Genomic DNA, 21,487 nt, shown 5'->3' on the forward strand with positions numbered 1-21,487 from the left:
AGATCTGGAAGCCCGGTAACGGGTGGAGGTGACTGGTACTAATAGGCCGAGGGCTTGTCCTCAGTTGCTCGCGTCCACTGTGTTGGTTCTGAAACCACGAACAACCCCATGCCCGGGGCCACCGGGTGTGGTGCGGTTGACAGTTTCATAGTGTTTCGGTGGTCATAGCGTGAGGGAAACGCCCGGTTACATTCCGAACCCGGAAGCTAAGCCTCACAGCGCCGATGGTACTGCAGGGGGGACCCTGTGGGAGAGTAGGACGCCGCCGAACTATTTTTAGAGATGGGAAACCCCCGCACCATTGGTGCGGGGGTTTTCTGCGTTTACGGGCTTGTGTTGTTCTCCTGCTCCGGCCTTATCGGGCTCTCAACTGAGGTGAATCTCAGAGGCGGCCGGCAGCCTTGAGGGACAGGTATGCGTCCGCCAGAGCAGGTGCGAGGTCATGCGGGGTGGCGTCCACGACGGTGACGCCTCGGCGCCTGAGTTGTTCCGCTGTGCGGTGGCGTTCCGATTGAGCTTGTGCGGCTGCCGCGGCGTCGTAAACCGCTTCTGTGGTTCCGCGGGAGGCCGCCATTTTCTCGATGTGGGGGTCGGCCACCGATGCGATCAAGACCTTGTGGCGCTGGGTGAGACGGGAAAGTACGGGGAGCAGGCCCTCCTCGATGGGGGCCGCGTCGAGGCTGGTGAGGAGGACGATCAGGGAACTGCGCGGGGCGGTCCGCAGGGCCGTGGAGGTAAGGCCCCTGGCGTCTGTTTCGACGAGTTCCGGCTCCACCGTGGCCAGCGCGTTGACCACGGAGGGGAGGACGTCGCCTGCTGATCGGCCCTGGACCAGGGCACGTACTCGACGGTCGTAGGCGAGCAGGTCCACGCGGTCGCCGGCGCGGGAAGCGAGGGCGGCGAGGAGCAGAGCCGCGTCCATGGAGGCGTCGAGGCGCGGGGCGTCGCCCACGCGGCCCGCCGAGGTGCGGCCGGTGTCGAGCACCAGAAGGATGTGTCGGTCGCGTTCCGGACGCCAGGTGCGGACCGCGACGCTGGACTGGCGGGCGGTGGCTCGCCAGTCGATGGAGCGGGTGTCGTCCCCGGGAACGTAGTCGCGGAGGCTGTCGAACTCGGTGCCCTGGCCTCGCGTGAGCACGCTGGTTCGGCCGTCGAGTTCACGGAGGCGGGCCAGCTTGGAGGGCAGGTGCTTCCGGCTGGCGAAGGGCGGCAGGACGCGCAGGGTCCAGGGGACTTTGTGGCTGCCCTGGCGGGTGAAGAGGCCCAGGGGGCCGTACGAGCGGATGGTCACGCGGTCGGCCTGGTGGTCGCCCCGGCGCGTGGGGTGCAGGCGGGTCGTGAGGCGGCGGCGCTCGCCGGCCGGGACGGTCGGGCGGTGGCGGGACGCGGCGACTTCGGTGCCGGGCTGCCAGCTGCTCGGGGGCCAGGCGTCGCGGAGCTCCGCGCGCAGGGGGCGGCCGGAGGAGTTGGTGACCGTGAGCTCGACGTCGGCGGTCTCGCCCAGGCGGACCGTGGTGTCACCGGTGCGGGTCAGGCCGAGGCGGCGTACGGGGGCGGCCAGGGCGAAGTCGCAGGCGCAGGCCAGGGCCAGTGGGGTGTTGACGGCGAGGATGCCGGTCCAGCTGGGGTCCCAGAGGCCCACGGGGAGTGTGCCGAGGGCTGCCAGGAGGGCGGTGCGGCCGGTGAGTGCCATCAGCGGGGGACCGGGACGTGGGCGAGGATCGCGTTGATGACGGAGTCGGCGGTGACGCCCTCCATCTCGGCCTCCGGGCGGAGTTGGATCCGGTGGCGGAGGGTGGGCAGGGCCAGGGCTTTGACGTCGTCGGGGATGACGTAGTCGCGGCCGGTGAGCCAGGCCCAGGCGCGGGCCGTGGAGAGCAGGGCCGTGGCGCCTCGGGGGGAGACCCCGAGGGTGAGGGACGGGGAGTCGCGGGTGGCGCGGCACAGGTCCACCACGTACGCGGTGATCTCGGGGGAGATGGAGGTCTTGGCGACGGCGGCCCTGGCGGCTTCGAGGTCTGCGGGGCCGGCCACGGGGCGCACGCCGGCGGCGCGCAGGTCGCGCGGGTTGAAGCCTTCCGCGTGCCGGGTGAGCACGTTGATCTCGTCCTCGCGGGAGGGGAGCGGGACCGTCAGTTTGAGCAGGAAGCGGTCGAGCTGGGCTTCGGGGAGGGGGTACGTCCCCTCGTACTCGACGGGGTTCTGCGTGGCGGCGACGAGGAAGGGCTCGGGGAGCGGGCGCGGGGTGCCGTCGACGGTGACCTGGCGTTCCTCCATCGCTTCGAGGAGCGAGGACTGGGTCTTGGGCGGGGTCCGGTTGATCTCGTCGGCCAGGAGGAGGTTCGTGAAGACCGGGCCGGGCTGGAAGGAGAACTCGGTGGTGCGGGCGTCGTAGACGAGGGAGCCCGTGATGTCGCTCGGCATCAGGTCAGGGGTGAACTGGACGCGCTTGGTGTCGAGTTCGAGAGATGCGGCGAGGGCGCGTACGAGCAGGGTCTTCGCGACGCCGGGGACGCCTTCGAGGAGGACGTGGCCGCGGCACAGGAGCGCGACGACGAGGCCGGTGACGGCGGGGTCCTGGCCGACCACGGCCTTGGAGATCTCGGCGCGCAGGGCTTCGAGGGAAGCGCGTGAGCTGCGGGGATCTCCGGTGGGCCCGGCGTTGTCAGTGGTCGGGTCCATCATGAGTGACGTACCTCTCTTTCGAGGGTGTCGAGTTGGTCGGCGAGGGCGATGAGTGCCGCGTCGTCGGTGGGAGGCGGCCCGAAGAGAAGGGGGTGTGGGTCCTGGCCGGGGGTGCGGAGCCGGGCGGTGAGGGCGGGGAGCAAGGTCTCGGGTGTGTGTGCCTGAGCGGGGGAGACGCCGAGGAGGGGGGCGAGGCGGGTGCGGCTTGCCGTGCGTAGAGCTGCGGCCGCGCGGTCGCGGGCGTTCGCCTTGCGGTAGAGGCGGGCACGGCCTTCGACGGTTTCGGAGGCGCGGATGGCCACGGGGAGGCGTTCGGCGACGAGGGGGCCGAGGCGGCGGGCGCGCCACAGGGCGGCGAGTGCGGCGGCGACGGTGAGTTGCAGGGTGCCCCAGAGCCAGCCGGAGGGGATCAGGTCGAGGAAGCCGCGGGGCTCGGAGTCGGTGGCGGCCCGGTCGTCGGAGAGCGAGGGGAGGTACCAGACCAAGTGGGGGCGGGAGCCGAGGAGTTGGAGGGCGAGAGAGGCGTTGCCCTGCTCGTCGAGACGGTCGTTGTAGAGGATGTCCGGGGCGCCGAGGACGACGGTGTCGCCCTTTGTGCGAGGGGCGGGGAGATGGAGAAGGCTGGGGAGTCCGTCGCTGAGGTAGCAGGCCTCGGCGTCCGGAGCGAGGGTTTCGTAGCGGATGCCGCCCATGTCGGCGCTGCCTGCGCGGCGTGCCGCGGGGAGGGCGCAGCTGGGGGAAAGCGTGGAGTCGGCGCTGGTCGTGGGGTCCGCGGTGACTCCGGGGGCGAGGTCCTCGATCGAGGGGGTGCCCGGAGCGACGAGGACGGTGCGGCCGCCGGATTCCGCGGTGGCGGAGTGGAGACGGGAGCGCTGGCCTTTGGTGAGCAGGTCCGGGCCGGCCACGAGGAGGGTCGTGTCGGGGCGGGCCGCGGACCGGGCCTCGGCGGTGCTGGTGACCACGCGGGTGGACACGCCTCGGTCGGCGAGGAGTTCGGCGAGGGCTCGGCTCCCCCGGCTGTCGGCGGATCGCGGGTCGAGGCGGCCGTGCTGGGCGCTGGAGCGGACGGCGGCGATGACGACGGCTGCTACGAGGAGGACGACCACGGCCAGGACGATGCCTCGGGAGCGGGTCCAGAGCTGACGGGGCGTGGGGGTGATCGACGTCGAGGGCGCCGGGGGCGGGGCGTCGGGCCGTCCCGTGGCGGTGGGGGGTGTGGCGGGCCCGGGCGGCTCCGTGGCAGGGCTGGGGCCGGTCATTCGGCGTCTCCCTGGGAGCTGTTGCTCGGCGTGGTGTGGGCGGTGCTGGTCAGGACCGGCTTGGTGCGCTGCAGGTCGTGGTCGAGCTCGGCCAGGCGGAGGTACGCGGCCTCGTCCGCGGTGCGACCGCCGTACGTCACGTCGTCGAACGCGTGGGCGGCGGCGCGGAGTCGGTCGGTGTGCGAGGGGAGGGTGCGGCCCGCCTCCGCCGCGGCTTCGTCGGCGGTGCGGCCGGGGCGGGGGTCGAGGAGCGCGCGTTCCTCCAGGGCGCGGACGACGGCGCGCATGCGTTCCTGGAGGGCTTGGTTCCAGTGGCCCTGGGCCGCGTGTGCCTCGGCGGCCGCGCGGTGTTCGGCGGCGCTGCGGGGGCGGTCGTCGAAGAGAGCGGGGGAGGAGGCGGCGGCGCGGTGCGGGGTGCCCAGGCGCCACCAGAGGGCGCCCAGCACGAGCACGACGGCAAGGACGATGACCACGAGCCCGAGCGCGCCGCCCGGGGTGGCCCCCGAGGCGGCGGAGAACAGGTCGTCGACCCAGCCCCAGAAGCGGTTCAGGGCCCGCTGGAAGAGGCTGGGGTCGTTCTCGTGGTACATCGGCCTGGACAGTTCGCGTTCGGCGGCCTCCCGCGCGGGGTCGCGCGGGATCGTCACCGGTGGGTCGTCGCCGGTGTGCGGCAGGAGCGGTGCGGCTCCGAGCCCCCTGAGTACTGCCACCGCCGCGGTCACCGCATCAACTCCCCGCGGAGCCGGGCGCGGTGGGGGTGTGGCCGGGGAGGCCGGCGGCGCGGGCGAGTTCGAGGTCGAGGGCCTCGCGGCGGATGCGCTGGTCGATGTAGAGGAGCACGGTGACTCCGGCCGTGATCGGGAACGTCAGCATGGAGCCGATGACCGAGCCGACGCCGCTGACGATCAGGAAGGTCCAGCCCAGTTCCCCGGTGCTGTCGAGGAAGCCGGTGACGCCGTCGCCGCTGACCGCCCCGGCGATGAAGGTGAACGGAATGACGATGATCGACGCCACGACGTTGGCGATGATCGCGGCGAGCAGCTGGATGCCGAAGACCCGCCACCAGGAGCCGCGGACCAGCTTGGCGGAGCGGGTCAGGGACTTCTTGATGCCCTGCTTCTCCAGCATGAGCGCCGGGGAGGCGAGCGAGAGGCGGACCACGATCCAGAGGGCGGCGACGGTCGCGGCGAGGCCGCCGAGTACGGCGAGGGTCGCGCCCGCGTCGGAGGGGCCTGCCAGCGCGATCAGCAGGCCGGGCAGGATGCCGACGAAGACGATCGCGGCGCCGATGAGCGGAATGAGCAGGGTCAGACCGAACAGCTTGGCGAGCTGGGGGCGGGAGTCCCGCCAGGCCTCCGTGGCGGTCACCGGCTTACCGAGCACGGCGCGGCTGGTGACCATGGTGAGGAGGGCGGTCGCGACGATCGTGCCGAGCAGGGTGATCACGAGGACCACTCCGGAGCTCAGCATCGTGTCGCCCATGGCGCGGGTCAGTTCCCCGACGGTCGCGCTCGGGTCGTCGAGGGCTTCGGTGTCGACGGACTCGTTGAGGACGAGTCCCTGGAGGAGGACGACGACGATCTCCGTGAGCACGGCGACGGTCAGCGAGATGCCGAGGACCGTGCGCCAGTGGGCGCGCATGGTCGACACCGCGCCGTCGAGGATCTCACCGACGCCGAGCGGGCGGAGCGGGATGACGCCGGGCTTGGCCGCGGGCGGCGGTCCCTGCCAGGCGCCCCAGCCGCGGTAGCCCCCGGGGCCTCCTGGAGCGCCGGGGCCGCCGCCACCGGGACCGCCCGGGCCGCCCGGCGGCCGGTCGCCCCAGCCCCAGCCGCCGCCTTGGCCGCCGCCCTGGCCGGGCGGCGGGGGCGGCGGAGGCGGTGTCGACCCCGGGCCGGGGGTGCTGGGCGGGGACCACTGGGCGGGCGGTGGCTGCTCCTTGGACCACTTGGGCGGGCCGTCCTGCCGGCCGGCGTCCGCGGGCCCGTCGGCGTCCGGCTTGCCGGAGTCCTGTCCGTCGGAGGGGGCGGATCCGGGCGAGGCCCAGCCCGGAGTGTCGTTCATCGTCGCTCCTTCAAGGTGCCCGTCCGCGGGCGCGGCGGCAGGTTGACAGCCATCGTGTCACGGTGTGCCCGCGAGGTGACCGGGCGCCGTAGCGGCTGTACACCTTCAATTGTCCGCCGGGTACGGGGCAGACTGGTCGGATGGCTGATCAGTACGCGCAATCCAGCGAGGACAACCGGCCGACCGGGATCCCGACGGTTCCCGCGATCCGATGGGACGACCCGCCCGAGGGCCCTGTGGTCGTCCTGCTCGACCAGACCAGGCTGCCGGGCGAGGAGATCGAGCTGGTGTGCACCGACGCACCGGCTCTCGTGGAGGCGATCAGGACGCTCGCGGTGCGAGGGGCACCGCTGCTGGGCATCGCGGGGGCGTACGGCGTCGCGCTCGCCGCCGCCCGCGGCTTCGACGTGGACGCGGCGGCGGACTCCCTGGCGGGGGCGCGGCCCACCGCGGTCAATCTCGCGTACGGCGCACGACGGGCCCAGGCCGCGTATCGCACGGCGGCCGTGGACGGTGCCGACGCCCGGACGGCGGCCGGTGCCGCGCTCGACGCGGCGCGGGCGCTGCATGCCGAGGACGCCGAGGCCAGCGGCCGGATGGCGGCCCACGGCCTGGCGCTGCTCGACGAGCTGTTGCCCGGCGGCGGGCACCGGATCCTGACGCACTGCAATACGGGGGCACTGGTCTCCGGAGGGGAGGGCACGGCGTTCGCGGTGGCGCTCAAGGCGCACCGGGAGGGGAGTCTGCGCAGGCTGTGGGTGGACGAGACGAGGCCGCTGTTGCAGGGGGCCAGGCTCACCGCGTATGAGGCGGCGCGGAGCGGGATGGCGTACACCTTGCTTACGGACAACGCGGCGGGTTCGCTGTTCGCGGCGGGGGAGGTGGATGCCGTGCTGATCGGGGCCGACCGCATCGCGGCCGACGGTTCGGTGGCGAACAAGGTGGGGAGCTATCCGCTCGCTGTGCTGGCGCGGTATCACCATGTGCCGTTCATCGTGGTGGCGCCGGTGACCACCGTGGACCCGAAGACGCCGGACGGAGCGGCCATCGAGGTCGAGCAGCGAGGCAGCCATGAAGTGACGGAGGTCACGGCACCGTATGTGCCGGTGGCCGGGATGGAAGCGGGAGGCGGTATACCGGTGGCACCCCTCGGGACCCAGGCGTACAACCCCGCATTCGACGTGACGCCGCCCGAGTTGGTGACGGCGATCGTCACGGAAGAGGGCGTTCTGTCACCTGTGACAGCAGAGGGCCTTGCCGAGCTGTGTGCCAGGTCACGCCAGGTAACGATTAGCTAATGGGATGATGTCAGGCATGAAGGGACGAGTCCTTGTCGTCGACGACGACACCGCACTGGCCGAGATGCTCGGGATTGTGCTGCGTGGTGAAGGTTTTGAGCCGTCGTTCGTAGCTGATGGCGACAAGGCGCTGGCCGCTTTCCGGGAGGCCAAGCCTGATCTTGTGCTGCTCGATTTGATGCTGCCGGGCCGTGACGGGATCGAGGTGTGCCGTCTGATCAGGGCGGAGTCCGGAGTGCCGATCGTCATGCTCACGGCGAAGAGCGACACCGTGGATGTGGTGGTCGGTCTGGAGTCGGGGGCGGACGACTACATCGTCAAACCGTTCAAGCCGAAGGAGCTCGTGGCCCGGATCCGGGCGCGGCTGCGGAGGTCGGAGGAGCCCGCGCCGGAGCAGCTGGCCATAGGTGACCTGGTCATCGACGTGGCCGGGCACTCCGTCAAGCGGGACGGGCAGTCGATCGCGCTGACGCCGCTGGAGTTCGACCTGCTGGTCGCGCTGGCGCGCAAGCCGTGGCAGGTGTTCACGCGTGAGGTGCTGCTCGAGCAGGTCTGGGGCTATCGGCACGCGGCGGACACCCGTCTGGTGAACGTGCACGTCCAGCGGCTGCGGTCCAAGGTCGAGCGTGACCCGGAGCGGCCGGAGATCGTGGTGACCGTCCGTGGTGTCGGTTACAAGGCCGGACCGAGCTGACATGTCCCGGGACAGTTCTTCCCCGGCGCCCGGGAGTCAGAGGGATCGCTCGGGGCGGACTGGACCGGCGCGGGGGGCGTCCCGGTTCGGGCGGCTCGCCGACGGCGGGCTGCTGCTGCAGGGCGGGGTTCAGGGGAGCCCCGTGCTGCGGCTCTTCGTGCGCTGGGTGCGCCGTCCGCTGCTGCCCGCGGTGCGGCTGTGGCGGCGCAACATCCAGCTGAAGGTCGTCGCCACGACCCTGCTGATGTCGCTCGGCGTGGTGCTCATGCTCGGCTTCGCCGTCATGAGTTCGGTGAACAACGGCCTGCTCAAGGCCAAGGTGAAGGCCTCGCAGAGCCAGGCCGACGGTGGCTTCAGGGCCGCGCAGGACAGTGTCAGCGCCGCGCGGCAGAGCGCCGGTCAGGGGCCGGGCCAGGACGGGAGCACGGCCGACGGGCGCAATGCCGCCGTGTGGATGTCCGACCTCGTCGAGCAGCTCTCCAGCGGTGGGCAGAACGCCTTCACCGTCGTGACGCTGAGTCCCACCTCCGCGGGCGACGCCGGAAGCGTGCGGGGTTCGCGGGCCTCGGGCGGCGTCGAGCCGATCGTCAGCGTGCCCGAGGAGCTGCGCCGCCAGGTCGACAACGGCACGGGTGTCTACCAGGCCAATACGCGCATCATCTACGACGACCGCCGTGCGCCGCAGTCCGGTCTGGTGATCGGCAAGCGGCTGAACGACCTCAACGGCGACCCGTACCAGCTGTACTACCTCTTCCCGCTGACGCAGGAGGAGGAGTCGCTGAACCTCGTCAGGACGACCCTCGCGACCGCCGGGCTCTTCGTCGTGGTGCTCCTCGGTGCCATCGCCTGGCTCGTGGTGCGCCAGGTCGTCACGCCCGTCCGGATGGCCGCGGGCATCGCCGAGCGGCTCTCCGCCGGGCGCCTTCAGGAACGTATGAAGGTCACCGGTGAGGACGACATCGCCCGGCTCGGTGAGGCCTTCAACAAGATGGCGCAGAACCTGCAGCTGAAGATCCAGCAGCTGGAGGAGCTGTCGCGGATGCAGCGGCGGTTCGTGTCGGACGTCTCGCACGAGCTGCGTACGCCGCTGACGACGGTGCGGATGGCCGCCGATGTCATTCATGAAGCGCGGGTGGACTTCGATCCGGTGACCGCGCGGTCGGCCGAATTGCTCGCCGACCAGCTGGACCGGTTCGAGTCGCTGCTCGCCGATCTCCTTGAGATCAGCCGGTTCGACGCGGGGGCGGCCGCTCTGGAGGCGGAGGCGATAGACCTCCGGGAGGTCGTACGCAGGGTCGTCGGCGGCGCCGAGATGCTCGCCGAGCGCAAGGGCACGCACATACGGGTCGTCGGGGACCAGCAGCCCGTGGTCGCCGAGGCCGACGCCCGCCGGGTGGAGCGGGTACTGCGCAACCTCGTCGTCAACGCCGTGGAGCACGGCGAGGGCAAGGACGTCGTGGTGCGGCTCGCCGCCGCGGGCGGTGCGGTCGCCGTGGCGGTACGGGACTACGGAGTGGGCCTCAAGCCCGGCGAGGCGACCCGGGTGTTCAGCCGCTTCTGGCGGGCGGACCCGGCACGCGCGCGTACCACCGGTGGTACGGGGCTCGGCCTCTCCATCGCCCTGGAGGACGCGCGGCTGCACGGCGGCTGGCTGCAGGCATGGGGCGAGCCGGGCGGAGGTTCGCAGTTCAGGCTGACGTTGCCGAGGACGGCGGACGAGCCGCTGCGGGGCTCACCGATACCGCTGGAGCCGGACGACTCGCGGCGGCACCGCGGGCTGAACGACGCGGGACTGCCTCTCGGGGGCGCGAACAAGCTGGCCACGGTTCCCGCGCAGGCGGCCGCGGCGGATTCCGAGAGCGCGTCGCCGCCCGTACCGGCGAGGGGGCCCCTGCCGTCGCGGCTCCCGCAGACCGGTCCGGTGGATCCGACGGCGCTGCCCGGCAGCGGGTCGCGGGTCGTGCCGCGCAGGCCGCTGGACGGCGAGGAGCCGACGGGCGGTGAGCCGGCGGGTGACGTGGAGCCGGACGGCGAGGCGCGTGGTGCCGGGCGGGGCGGGGCGAGCGCTGGCAGCGCCGGAGCGCCGGATCCTCGTACGCACACACGTACGCAGCCGCCGGAGTCCGGTGCGGGTTCGGACCGGGAAGCGGGTCTGGACAGGGATGCGGGTTCGGACAGGGATGCGGGTTCGGGCAGGGATGCGGGTTCGGACAGGGAAGAGGAGAGCACTCGTGGTCGCTGACCGTGCCGGGCGCGGCCGCCGTGCGGGCCGCAGGCATGCGAGCCGCGGGCGTGCGCTGCGCGGCGGACTGCTGCTGGGCAGCTGTGGAGTGCTCCTGGCCGGGTGCGCCTCGATGCCCGACAGCGGGAATCTGAAGTCCGTCGACGCCTCGCAGCGCCCGGACTCGCAGTCCCAGGTCCGGGTCTACGCGATGCCGCCGCGCGAGGGCGCCCGTCCCGTGGAGATCGTTCAGGGCTTCCTGGAGGCGCTGACCAGCGATGATCCGCAGTTCGCGATGGCGCGCAAGTATCTGACCAAGAAGGCCTCGCGCGCGTGGCACCCCGAGCGGTCCACGACGGTGCTCGCGGACGGCCCGAACACGGACGCGGGCAACGCGGGGAACGACGCCGAGGGCAGCCGGCGCTACTCACTGACCGGCCGGCAGGTCGCGAGGGTGGACGAGCAGCACGCGTACCGCCCCGAGGACGCGACGTACAGCCAGTCCGTGCACCTCAGCCAGGAGGGCGGCCCGGGCGGGAACGAGTGGCGCATCGACAAGCCGCCGACGGGTGTGGTGCTCGGCGAATCGGATTTCCAGCGGATCTACCGGCCCGTCAACAAGTACTACTTCGCCGGGCCCGCGGGGGCGGGCGTGAGCGGCCGGACGGGGCTCGTCGCCGACCCCGTCTACATCCGCCAGCGCATCGAACCGCTGACGGAGACGGTGAAGACCCTCCTTGAGGGGCCGACCAACTGGCTCGGCCTCGTGGTGAATTCGAGCTTCCCGAGCGGTACGGCGCTCAAGGACCCCGACAAGCCGCTGACTCTGGACGACCAGAACAGGCTGACCGTGCAGCTGAACAGCCGGTCCGACGACGCCGGGCAGACCAAGTGCAAGGAGATGGCGGCGCAACTGCTCTTCACCCTGCAGGACTTGTCGCCTTCGGGGGTCGAGCAGGTGACGTTGCAGCGTTCCAACGGTTCGATGCTCTGTGTCCTGAGCCAGGACCGGGCGGAGACCGTCGCGGCGCACCGCAGCGCGGACCGCCCCGACTACCAGTACTTCATCGACGAGAAGCGACGGCTGGTCCGGATGTCGGCCAACGCAGGGAGTGCGGTGGATCCGGAACCGGTGACGGGCGCCCTCGGCACCGGCGACCAGCCGCTGCGTTCGGCGGCGGTCTCGCGCGACGAACAGCGGGCGGCCGGGGTGTCGCTCGACGGCAAGTCGCTGTACACGGGGTCGCTGCTCTCGGACGACCCGCTCGGCAAGGCGCATCTGCACAGCAAGGCCAAGTCGGAGGAGAACCGCCTCTCCACGCCCAGTTGGGACGGCCGGGGCAATCTGTGGGTGGCCGACCGTGACCCGAAGCGGCCGCGCCTGCTCTGGCTCGAGGAGGGCAAGGGCAAACCGGTCGAGGTCGAGATCCCCGCTCTGGACGGCCGTGTCCAGGAGGTGCGGGTGTCGGGCGACGGCGTGCGCATCGCCCTGCTCGTGAAGAAGGGCGACAAGAAGTCCCTGTGGATCGGCCGGGCCGAGCGGAGCGCGGGCAAGGGGGAGCGGCCCGACATCTCGGTCCTCGACCCCACCCCCGTGGCGCCGCAGATGGAAGAGGTCACGGCGATGTCGTGGGCCGGTGGAAGCCGCCTCGTGGTGGTCGGACGGGAGACCGGCGGGGTGCAGCAGATCCGGTACGTCCAGAGCGACGGCTCGGTGCTGCCGGGCACGGCGCTGCCCGGCCTGACGGGCGTCGAGGAGATCGCGGCGTCCGATGACGAGCGGCAGCCGCTGGTGGCGCACTCGGACGACGGGATCGTTCGGCTGCCGACGGGGTCGCAGTGGCAGACGGTGGTGAAGGAAGGGATGGCTCCGGTCTATCCGGGGTGAGGGGGCTGTGCGGGGGGCCTGCGTGGGGGAGTACGGCCGGGAGTTGTCCACAGGTGGTTATCCACAGGGGTGGCCGCGCCGTCCGGGCCTTGGCACAGTGGTGGGCATGCGGGGGTGGTGGCAGGACCTCACCGACCTGGTGCTGCCGGCCGAGTGCGCGGGCTGCGGGGAGCCTCGGACGGCCCTCTGCGACGACTGCCTCGGCGCCCTGTGCGGGGCCGTGCCGCGCCGGGTGCGACCGGTGCCGGAGCCGGCCGGGCTGCCGGTCGTGCACGCCGTCGCTCCGTACGAGGACGCCGTACGGGCCGTGCTGCTCGCGCACAAGGAGCGGGGTGCCCTGGGGCTCGTGCGGCCGCTGGGGTCGGCGTTGGCCGAAGCCGTGTGTGCCGGTCTGCGGGCCGAAACCCAGGCCGTGGGTGATAGCTCACCTCGATCGTGGGTAAGCGGCACACAGGATGGACCACAGGGGCGCGTGATGCCGTTGTCACTCGTTCCTGTGCCCTCGGCGCGGGCCGCTGTACGGGCGCGCGGGCACGACCCGGTCCGGCGGATCGCGGTCGTCGCGGCGGCCGAGCTGCGGCGGGCGGGGATCCCGGCGCGGGTGCTCGCGGTGCTCCGTCAACGGCGCGCGGTGGCAGACCAGTCGGGGCTCGGCTCCCGGCAGCGGCAGGCCAATCTGACGGGCGCGCTGGTGGCGGCCGCCGGGAGCGGGCGGTTGCTCGGGGAAGGCCGGGTCGTGGTCGTGGATGACCTCATGACCACCGGTGCCTCTTTGGCCGAGGCCGTCCGGGCATTGCGTGCCTCGGGCACGGAAGAGAGAACGCGAGCGGAGACACGTGCTGAGAACGGACCAGAACGGGGAACGGGGATCGTGCGAAGCCCGGTATCGGGCGGTGGGTACGCGATCGGTGCAGCCGTTGTCGCTGCGTCACCGGATTCCTTCGTCATAAACCGGAACTGACTGAGAACTTGCATCGTTGCAGGTGATGAGAGGGGCAATACACCTGAATGGAGGTACGCGGCAGTAGAGGGTGACGACTTCCCTCCAGGCGAGATATGTTCGGTTGTGAGGAATGGCGGACGCCGTCCCTCGCATATCGGAATGCCGGCCTGCGGGTTTTTCGCAATCACCCCGGCCGGTGGGGTGGAGATCTTGCCCACGGGGGAGGAGGAGGTGGAAGTCACCGAGTCCGAGGCCCCGGGAGTCACCGGGGTCTGGTGCAAAAGGGAGATGCTCCGCCGCCGAAGCGGAGCGATCCGGGAACGGAGTTCTGCGTGGACATCGTCGTCAAGGGCCGCAAGACCGAGGTGCCCGAGCGGTTCCGCAAGCACGTGGCCGAGAAGCTGAAGCTGGACAAGATCCAGAAGCTCGACGGCAAGGTGATCAGCCTCGACGTCGAGGTGTCCAAGGAAACCAACCCGCGTCAGGCCGACCGTTCCGACCGCGTGGAGATCACCGTCCGCGGACGTGGGCCCGTGATTCGCGCGGAGGCCTCGGCAGCCGATCCCTACGCGGCGCTGGACCTGGCAACCGCCAAGCTCGACGCACGCCTGCGCAAGCAGCACGAGAAGCGTCACAACCGCCGGGGCAACGGCAGGCTCTCCGCCGCCGAAGTCGCCGAGCGCGTCCCGGATGCCGCGACCCTCAACGGAGACGGCTCCATCGCACACGACGAAGAGCCGGACGGCGTGCCGGTCAAGAAGATCGGCTCCCTGGAGATCCAGGGCGAAGGCCCGCTCGTGGTCCGGGAGAAGACGCACGTCGCGGCCCCCATGTCACTCGACCAGGCGCTCTACGAGATGGAGCTGGTCGGACACGACTTCTACCTGTTCGTCGACTCCGAGTCCAAGGAACCGAGCGTCGTCTACCGCCGGCACGCCTACGACTACGGCGTCATCCGGCTCAACACCGACCCCATGGTCGCCAAGGCCGAGACCGCCGGTGGCGGCGGAGCCCTCGGCGGCTGACCACCGCCCCGTGACAGCCGAGGTCGTGCCCCTGGAGCGCCTGTGCGCCCCCAGGGGCACCACCGTGCGCCCAGTGCGCGCACCGCACCGGCGCCGGGCATGAAAGCATGGGCGGGCCGGTCAACCGGTGTGCTGTCGCCTGGGGTTGGCGCAGCAGAGGCACAAACAGGCCGCGGCCTTCATGGGGGAGGAACGATGGCGGACAGCTTCGGACCGATGCGTCACGAGGGTGCCGAGGACGGCATCGGCATCGGCACGGACGCGGGCGCCCCACGCAAGGAGCCCATCAGGGTCCTTGTGGTGGATGACCACGCCCTCTTCCGTCGTGGCCTGGAGATCGTCCTCGCCGCCGAGGAGGACATCCAGGTCGTCGGAGAGGCGGGCGACGGCGCCGAGGCGGTGGACAAGGCCGCCGATCTGCTGCCCGACATCGTGCTCATGGACGTACGGATGCCCAAGCGCGGCGGCATCGAGGCGTGCACCTCCATCAAGGAGGTGGCGCCCAGCGCCAAGATCATCATGCTGACGATCAGCGACGAGGAGGCCGACCTCTACGACGCGATCAAGGCGGGCGCCACCGGCTATCTCCTCAAGGAGATCTCCACGGACGAGGTGGCCACGGCGATCCGCGCGGTGGCCGACGGGCAGTCGCAGATCAGCCCCTCGATGGCGTCCAAGCTGCTCACCGAGTTCAAGTCGATGATCCAGCGCACCGACGAGCGCAGACTGGTGCCCGCGCCGCGGCTCACGGAACGTGAGCTGGAAGTCCTCAAGCTGGTCGCCACCGGGATGAACAACCGCGACATCGCCAAGCAACTGTTCATCTCCGAGAACACCGTGAAGAACCACGTGCGCAACATCCTGGAGAAGCTGCAGCTGCACTCCAGGATGGAGGCCGTCGTCTATGCGATGCGAGAGAAGATCCTCGAGATCCGCTGAACCGGTTGAACCGGCTGACCGGTTGCACCGGCCGACGGGCTGAATCGGCGGCGGCCCGAACCGACTGCTAGCCGATCGCGGCGGTCAGTGCCGCCCTCAGCTCCGGGCGGTCCATCCGCTCCACCCGCACCGCGTCGCAGCCGACCCAGGACGCCGCCTCGCGCAGCGCCTGGGCCATCGGCGCGACCGCCTTCGGACCGTCCAGCGAGACCTGCCTGGCCACCAGCGTGCTGCCCTCGCGCGCGGGGTCGACCCGGCCCAGGATCCTGCCGCCCGCGAGCAGCGGCATCGCGAAATAGCCGTGGATCCGCTTCGGCTTGGGCACATACGCCTCAAGGCGGTGCGTGAACCCGAAGATCCGCTCCGTGCGCGCCCGCTCCCAGATCAGCGAGTCGAAGGGGGACAGGAGCGTCGTGCGGTGCCGGCCGCGGGGCGTCGTCTCCAGAGCCCTGGGGTCCGCCCAGGCCGGCTTGGACCAGCCCTGGACCGTCACCGGCACCAGGCCGGAATCGGCGACCACCGCGTCGAACTGCTCGCCCTTGAGGCGGTGGTAGTCGGCGATGTCCGCGCGCGTGCCGACGCCCAGTGCCTCACCGGCCAGGCGGACCAGGCGGCGCAGGCACTCCGCGTCGGTCAGGTCGTCGTGGAGCAGCGTCTCCGGGACGGCGCGCTCCGCCAGGTCGTACACCCGCTTCCAGGAGCGGCGCTCCGTGCACACCACCTCGCCGTACATCAGCGCCCGCTCGACCGCGATCTTCGATTCGGACCAGTCCCACCACTCGCCCTTGTTCTTCGCGCCGCCCAACTCCGTGGCGGTGAGCGGGCCTTCGGTGCGCAGCTGCTTGATGACCTGTTCGTACGCACCGGCGGGGAGGTCGTGGTGCCAGTGCGGGCGGGTGCGGTAGGCGCGGCGGCGGAAGGCGAAGTGCGGCCACTCCTCGATGGGGAGGATGCACGCGGCGTGCGACCAGTATTCGAAGGCGTGCGTCTGCGTCCAGTACGCCGCCTCGACGGTGTCGCGGCCCACGGCGCCCAGGCGCGCGTACGGAATGAGTTCGTGCGAGCGGGCCAGCACCGAGATGGTGTCGAGCTGGACCGCACCGAGGTGGCGCAGGACGCCCCGCACACCGGACCTGCGGTCCGGGGCCCCCAGGAAACCCTGGGCGCGCAGGGCGATGCGCCGGGCCTCGTCGGCGGAGAGTTCGGTGGCGGGACTCGGCAGGCTCGTCATGGTCGAAACGATAGGCGCAGGCACTGACAGCCCCCTCGGCAGAGTAGGCACTGACAGCCTCCTCGGCAGGGGTGTCAGGCCCTCGCGGGCAGGTACGGATGCGGCGAGGGCACTCCCATGTCCGAGGGCAGCAGCGAGCCGACCCAGCAGTCACGGAGCGTGCCCCTGTTGAGCAGGCCCGCGCGGTGCACGCCCTCCACGGTGAACCCGGCCCTCTCCACGACCGCCCGCGAGCCGGTGTTGCCGACCTCCGCGCGCCACTCCAGACGCGTGCAGCGCAGCTCGGTGAAGGCCCAGCGCGCGAGGCCGAGCACGGTCTCCGTCGTATAGCCGCGGCCCCGGTGCTCCTTGGCCGTCCAGTAGCCGACCTCCCAGGTGCCCGAGCGCGGGTGGTGCAGGCTGGCGGCGGCGAGCAGCGGGCCGCCCTCCCGGGGGCGTACGGCGAACGTGTACTCCCGGTCGTCGCGCCAGCCGTCCGGGACGACGCGGTGGATGAACGTCTCGGCGTCCACGCGCGCGTACGGCGACGGAACGGTCGTCCAGCGCTGGATGTCCTTGTCCTGGCAGGCCGCGTAGGTCTCGTCGACGTCCTCGGGCGTGAAGGCGCGCAGGAACAGACGTTCGGTGGTGAGGGTGACGGGCTCCATCGGACGATTCTGGTGGGGCGGAACCCTCCGGGGCCAGCGCTTTACGGGCTTTGGTGATCACCGTGCACAGGGCACTCATGGGCGTAACCCGGCACCTTCGGCGCTCCTCGCCCGTTGACCTCATGGCAGCCCTCCCGGCGCAGGCCGGTCCTCGCATACGATGGCCGTTGCCCGACGAGTAAAACCGACCATGCCAGGCCCGACCGGCAAGGAGACCAACCCCCGTGTCCGTCCTCTCGAAGATCATGCGTGCAGGCGAAGGCAAGATCCTGCGCAAGCTGCACCGCATCGCGGACCAGGTCAACTCCATCGAAGAGGACTTCGTCAGCCTCTCCGACGCCGAGCTGCGCGCGCTGACCGAGGAGTACAAGGAGCGTTACGCCGACGGCGAGACGCTCGACGACCTCATGCCCGAGGCCTTCGCGACCGTCCGCGAGGCCGCCAAGCGCGTCCTGGGCCAGCGTCACTACGACGTCCAGATGATGGGCGGCGCCGCGCTGCACATGGGTTATGTCGCCGAGATGAAGACCGGTGAGGGCAAGACCCTCGTCGGCACGCTTCCCGCGTATCTGAACGCCCTCTCCGGCAAGGGCGTCCACCTCATCACGGTCAACGACTACCTGGCCGAGCGCGACTCCGAAATGATGGGTCGCGTCCACAAGTTCCTTGGCCTGGAAGTCGGCTGCATCCTGGCCAACATGACGCCGGCCCAGCGCCGCGAGCAGTACAACTGCGACATCACGTACGGCACGAACAACGAATTCGGCTTCGACTACCTCCGCGACAACATGGCGTGGTCGCAGGACGAGCTCGTGCAGCGCGGCCACAACTTCGCGATCGTCGACGAGGTCGACTCGATCCTCGTCGACGAGGCCCGTACGCCGCTGATCATCTCCGGCCCCGCCGACCAGGCCACCAAGTGGTACGGCGACTTCGCCAAGCTGGTCACCCGCCTCACCAAGGGTGAGCCCGGCAATCAGCTGAAGGGCATCGAGGAGACCGGGGACTACGAGGTCGACGAGAAGAAGCGCACCGTCGCCATCCACGAGCCCGGCGTCGCCAAGGTCGAGGACTGGCTCGGCATCGACAATCTGTACGAGTCGGTGAACACGCCTCTGGTGGGTTACCTCAACAACGCCATCAAGGCCAAGGAACTCTTCAAGAAGGACAAGGACTACGTCGTCATCGACGGCGAAGTCATGATCGTCGACGAGCACACCGGCCGTATCCTCGCCGGCCGCCGTTACAACGAGGGCATGCACCAGGCGATCGAGGCGAAGGAAGGGGTGGACATCAAGGACGAGAACCAGACCCTTGCGACCATCACCCTCCAGAACTTCTTCCGCCTCTACAAGCGCGAGGGTTACGAGAGCGGCCTCTCCGGCATGACCGGTACGGCCATGACCGAGGCCGCCGAGTTCCACCAGATCTACAAGCTGGGCGTCGTGCCGATCCCGACGAACCGGCCGATGGTCCGCGCCGACCAGTCCGACCTGATCTACCGCACCGAGGTCGCGAAGTTCGCCGCCGTCGTCGACGACATCGCGGAGAAGCACGAGAAGGGGCAGCCGATCCTGGTCGGCACCACCTCCGTCGAGAAGTCGGAGTACCTCTCCCAGCAGCTCTCCAAGCGAGGCATCCAGCACGAGGTGCTGAACGCCAAGCAGCACGACCGTGAGGCGACCATCGTCGCCCAGGCCGGCCGCAAGGGCGCTGTCACCGTCGCCACGAACATGGCCGGACGAGGCACCGACATCAAGCTCGGCGGCAATCCGGACGACCTCGCCGAGGCCGAGCTGCGCCAGCGCGGTCTCGACCCCGTCGAGCACGCCGAGGAGTGGGCCGCGGCGCTGCCCGCCGCCATGGAGAAGGCCGAGCGGTCCGTCAAGGCCGAGTTCGAAGAGGTCAAGGAGCTCGGCGGGCTCTACGTCCTCGGCACGGAGCGGCACGAGTCGCGCCGTATCGACAACCAGCTGCGCGGCCGTTCCGGACGTCAGGGCGACCCCGGCGAGTCCCGGTTCTACCTGTCGCTCGGTGACGACCTGATGCGCCTCTTCAAGGCCCAGATGGTCGAGCGCGTGATGTCGATGGCCAACGTGCCGGACGACGTCCCGATCGAGAACAAGATGGTCACCCGCGCCATCGCCTCCGCGCAGTCGCAGGTCGAGCAGCAGAACTTCGAGACCCGGAAGAACGTCCTCAAGTACGACGAAGTCCTCAACCGCCAGCGCGAGGTCATCTACGGAGAGCGTCGCCGCGTCCTGGCGGGCGAGGATCTGCAGGAGCAGATCACGCACTTCATGGACGACACCATCGACGCGTACATCGCCGCCGAGACCGCCGAGGGCTTCGCCGAGGAGTGGGACCTGGACCGGCTGTGGGGCGCCTTCAAGCAGCTCTACCCCGTCAAGGTCACCGTCGAGGAGCTGGAGGAGGACGCGGGCGACCGCGCGGGCCTCACGGCCGAGTTCATCTCCGACTCCATCAAGGACGACATCCACGAGCAGTACGAGGCGCGTGAGGCGCAGCTCGGCTCCGACATCATGCGGGAGCTGGAGCGGCGCGTCGTCCTCTCGGTCCTCGACCGCAAGTGGCGCGAGCACCTCTACGAGATGGACTACCTCCAGGAGGGCATCGGCCTCCGTGCCATGGCGCAGAAGGACCCGCTGGTCGAGTACCAGCGCGAGGGCTTCGACATGTTCAACGCCATGATGGACGGCATCAAGGAAGAGTCCGTCGGCTATCTGTTCAACCTGGAGGTCCAGGTCGAGCAGCAGGTCGAGGAGGTTCCCGTCACGGACGCGGCGCCTTCGCCGGCCAAGGACGGCGCGCAGGAAGCGGTGCCCGCGGGCGCCTCCCGGCCGGAGATCCACGCCAAGGGCCTGGAGGCCCCGCAGCGCCCCGACCGCCTGCACTTCCAGGCGCCGAACGCCGAGGGCGGCGTCGACGAGGGCGACTTCACCACGGACGGCGCGGGGGTCCGGTCCGAGTCGGACGGCATGACCCGCGCGGAGCGGCGCAAGGCGCAGAAGGGCGGCCGGCGGCGCAAGAAGTAGCGCTGTCGCCGTCTCCGCGCCGAGTGCGGCGTGAGATGTGAGGTCTAGGGGCCGGGCTTTTGTCCGGCCCCTTTGGCTTGCCCGGTGCGGGTGCGGGTGCGGGTGCGGGTGTGCGTGCGGGTGTGCGTGTGCGTGTGGGTGTGGGGTGAGGTGATCTTTCAGGGGTGGCTCGGTTCCGTTTCCACCGCCGTGCAGCGCCACTTGCGGTCCGGGCCCAGGGTGAGGCGGAACGCCAGCGCGCGCAGCCGCGGGCCCGTCGCCACGCGGGCGAAGACCTCGTACGTCTCGGGGTGCGGCTGGTAGTGGCCGATCCGGTGGACCGTGGGGCGGTGGCCGTCCGCGGAGAGGGGCCTGAGCTCCGCCAGGCGGGCCAGGTCGTCGAAGGCCGTGTTGGCGACATACCGGGCGAACCAGTGCATCGGGCGCTGGCCGCTGAGGACCAGGACGAGGCGTTCCGCGAAGACCTCTGTGGGGTGCGGGGGCGGCTGGGCGGGGATCGTGCCGGGGCGGCGGTCCGAGGGGCCGGGCGCCGAGGGGCGGCGGGAGTCCCGCCGGGCCGGTGGGCGGCCGGCGGGCGGGCGGGACACGGTCGGGCGGGGGCGGGGCCTTGTCATCACCTTGCGCACGGGGGCCTCCGTCTGGAGTCGGGGGAGTCGGTCCGGCCGGGACCGGTACCGGGGAGTAACTTCCTGTCGAGGGATCTTGTACGGGGGCACGGGCCGCGGGTGCAAGGGTCCGGGGGGCCGGGCGCGGACGGCGGCGGGGTTCACCTATCCGGGCGACGCGGGCCTGCGGCGGCCGTGCGGTTCCGGGCCGGTGCCGGGTGAAGAGCGGGACGTGCGCTGACGCCACCCGGGCCGGTGGGGGGAGCTCGATGGGGGACTCCCGCACGTATCCTGAAGGTCTTCCACGACCACGAAGGTCCGCTGTCGCGGACACGAACGAAAGCGGTCAGCCATGCGCGTCTACGTTCCTCTGACCCTGCCCCGGCTCGCCGAGGCGTACAAGGCGGGGGAAGTGGGGCCCGGCCCGCTGGTCGCCTACGCCGTGACGCCCGCGCTGCGCGAGTGGTACGTCTCCGACGACATCGAGGAGCTCGAGTACGCGGCGCTGAACCGGGCCGCGCAGGCATCGCTCCGGCTGATCGCGGGGGACCCCGCGGCGGCGCGGCGGCGGGTCGTGCTCGCGGCCGATGTGCCCGACGGGGCAGCCGTGGCCGACCCCGGCCGCGGGCTCGACGAGGGGGCGCTCGGCGAGGTGCGGATCTCCGAGGGCCTGCCGCTGGGCAAGGCGGCGGCCGTGCACGTGGACGCGGAGGACGCGGAGCAGGACGTGGCGGCCGCGGCCGCGGCGCTGGGAGCGGCGGACCAGGGCGACGGCGACGCGCGGTTCGTGGTGGACGGGGCCGAGGACCACGAGCTGCTCTGGTTCGCGACCCAGGAGATTCCCGGGCTGCTCTGAGGAGGTTCCCGGGCTGCCCGGGAAGGCCCCGAGGCCATGCGGTGGGGCCGCGCGGCGGTGCCTGTCGGTGGGGGAG

Annotated in this window: 17 protein-coding genes and 1 rRNA gene; 10 read left to right on the top strand and 8 right to left on the bottom strand. The window is 71.1% G+C overall.

Features of this window, described 5'->3' with window-relative positions; genetic code table 11:
- Positions 1-154 precede the first annotated feature (154 nt).
- Positions 155-271: ribosomal RNA gene (gene rrf, locus ACFVYL_RS05445) — 5S ribosomal RNA — on the top strand.
- A 111-nt stretch (positions 272-382) separates the two neighbouring features.
- Here rrf and ACFVYL_RS05450 read toward each other — a convergent pair.
- Genes ACFVYL_RS05450 through ACFVYL_RS05470 form a run of 5 tightly spaced genes read right to left on the bottom strand, consistent with a single transcriptional unit; the run spans position 383 to position 6,008 of the window.
- Positions 383-1,693, bottom strand: a complete 1,311-nt coding sequence (locus tag ACFVYL_RS05450) for a DUF58 domain-containing protein (RefSeq protein ID WP_389713026.1) — start codon at positions 1,691-1,693, stop codon at positions 383-385.
- Positions 1,693-2,682, bottom strand: a complete 990-nt coding sequence (locus ACFVYL_RS05455; protein ID WP_389713491.1) for an AAA family ATPase — start codon at positions 2,680-2,682, stop codon at positions 1,693-1,695. The genes ACFVYL_RS05450 and ACFVYL_RS05455 overlap by 1 nt, the downstream gene beginning before the upstream one ends.
- Positions 2,682-3,944, bottom strand: coding sequence for a DUF4350 domain-containing protein (locus ACFVYL_RS05460; protein WP_389713027.1), 1,263 nt, complete (start codon positions 3,942-3,944; stop codon positions 2,682-2,684). Before ACFVYL_RS05460 ends, ACFVYL_RS05455 begins: the two co-directional genes overlap by 1 nt.
- Positions 3,941-4,654 (bottom strand): DUF4129 domain-containing protein, encoded by a 714-nt coding sequence (locus tag ACFVYL_RS05465; protein ID WP_389713029.1) that lies wholly within the window; start codon positions 4,652-4,654, stop codon positions 3,941-3,943. Before ACFVYL_RS05465 ends, ACFVYL_RS05460 begins: the two co-directional genes overlap by 4 nt.
- A 16-nt stretch (positions 4,655-4,670) precedes the next feature.
- Positions 4,671-6,008 carry a glycerophosphoryl diester phosphodiesterase membrane domain-containing protein gene (locus ACFVYL_RS05470; RefSeq protein ID WP_389713030.1) on the bottom strand — a complete coding sequence of 446 codons (1,338 nt, stop codon included), beginning with the start codon at positions 6,006-6,008 and terminating at the stop codon, positions 4,671-4,673.
- A gap of 140 nt (positions 6,009-6,148) precedes the next feature.
- Here ACFVYL_RS05470 and mtnA point away from each other — a divergent pair, with 140 nt between their 5' ends.
- The 7 genes from mtnA (at position 6,149) to ACFVYL_RS05505 (ending at position 15,016) form a co-directional block, all read left to right on the top strand.
- A complete protein-coding gene (mtnA, locus tag ACFVYL_RS05475) occupies positions 6,149-7,306 on the top strand; it encodes an S-methyl-5-thioribose-1-phosphate isomerase (RefSeq protein ID WP_389713032.1) in 1,158 nt (385 codons plus the stop codon).
- Between the two features lie 4 nt (positions 7,307-7,310).
- Positions 7,311-8,000: a two-component system response regulator MtrA gene (gene mtrA, locus ACFVYL_RS05480; protein WP_189176211.1), complete on the top strand. Its 690-nt coding sequence runs from the start codon at positions 7,311-7,313 to the stop codon at positions 7,998-8,000.
- A 1-nt stretch (position 8,001) separates the two neighbouring features.
- Positions 8,002-10,242, top strand: a complete 2,241-nt coding sequence (gene mtrB / locus ACFVYL_RS05485; protein WP_389713034.1) for an MtrAB system histidine kinase MtrB — start codon at positions 8,002-8,004, stop codon at positions 10,240-10,242.
- Positions 10,232-12,109: an LpqB family beta-propeller domain-containing protein gene (locus tag ACFVYL_RS05490; RefSeq protein WP_389713035.1), complete on the top strand. Its 1,878-nt coding sequence runs from the start codon at positions 10,232-10,234 to the stop codon at positions 12,107-12,109. Before mtrB ends, ACFVYL_RS05490 begins: the two co-directional genes overlap by 11 nt.
- Positions 12,110-12,215: 106 nt before the next feature.
- Positions 12,216-13,070, top strand: a complete 855-nt coding sequence (locus tag ACFVYL_RS05495) for a ComF family protein (RefSeq protein WP_389713492.1) — start codon at positions 12,216-12,218, stop codon at positions 13,068-13,070.
- Between the two features lie 314 nt (positions 13,071-13,384).
- Complete coding sequence (gene hpf / locus ACFVYL_RS05500) at positions 13,385-14,077, top strand: ribosome hibernation-promoting factor, HPF/YfiA family (RefSeq protein WP_389713037.1); 693 nt, start codon at positions 13,385-13,387, stop codon at positions 14,075-14,077.
- Between the two features lie 195 nt (positions 14,078-14,272).
- Positions 14,273-15,016, top strand: coding sequence for a response regulator (locus tag ACFVYL_RS05505; protein ID WP_389713039.1), 744 nt, complete (start codon positions 14,273-14,275; stop codon positions 15,014-15,016).
- 67 nt (positions 15,017-15,083) lie between these two features.
- Here ACFVYL_RS05505 and ACFVYL_RS05510 read toward each other — a convergent pair whose 3' ends face one another.
- The gene (locus ACFVYL_RS05510) at positions 15,084-16,247 is read right to left on the bottom strand and encodes a winged helix-turn-helix domain-containing protein (RefSeq protein ID WP_389713041.1); all 1,164 of its coding nucleotides are present in this window, start codon (positions 16,245-16,247) and stop codon (positions 15,084-15,086) included.
- 74 nt (positions 16,248-16,321) lie between these two features.
- Positions 16,322-16,894, bottom strand: coding sequence for a GNAT family N-acetyltransferase (locus ACFVYL_RS05515; protein WP_389713043.1), 573 nt, complete (start codon positions 16,892-16,894; stop codon positions 16,322-16,324).
- A gap of 224 nt (positions 16,895-17,118) precedes the next feature.
- Between ACFVYL_RS05515 and secA the strand changes: the two genes are divergently transcribed.
- The gene (secA, locus tag ACFVYL_RS05520) at positions 17,119-19,950 is read left to right on the top strand and encodes a preprotein translocase subunit SecA (protein WP_389713045.1); all 2,832 of its coding nucleotides are present in this window, start codon (positions 17,119-17,121) and stop codon (positions 19,948-19,950) included.
- 158 nt (positions 19,951-20,108) lie between these two features.
- Here the strand turns inward: secA and ACFVYL_RS05525 are convergent, their stop codons facing one another.
- Complete coding sequence (locus tag ACFVYL_RS05525; protein WP_389713047.1) at positions 20,109-20,564, bottom strand: Rv3235 family protein; 456 nt, start codon at positions 20,562-20,564, stop codon at positions 20,109-20,111.
- A gap of 343 nt (positions 20,565-20,907) precedes the next feature.
- On the opposite strand from ACFVYL_RS05525, the gene ACFVYL_RS05530 reads away from it, so the two are divergent.
- A complete protein-coding gene (locus ACFVYL_RS05530) occupies positions 20,908-21,411 on the top strand; it encodes a DUF6912 family protein (protein WP_389713049.1) in 504 nt (167 codons plus the stop codon).
- The last annotated feature ends 76 nt before the right edge of the window (positions 21,412-21,487 follow it).

It is taken from the genome of Streptomyces sp. NPDC058308 (assembly GCF_042880275.1).
Lineage (GTDB): Bacteria > Actinomycetota > Actinomycetes > Streptomycetales > Streptomycetaceae > Streptomyces.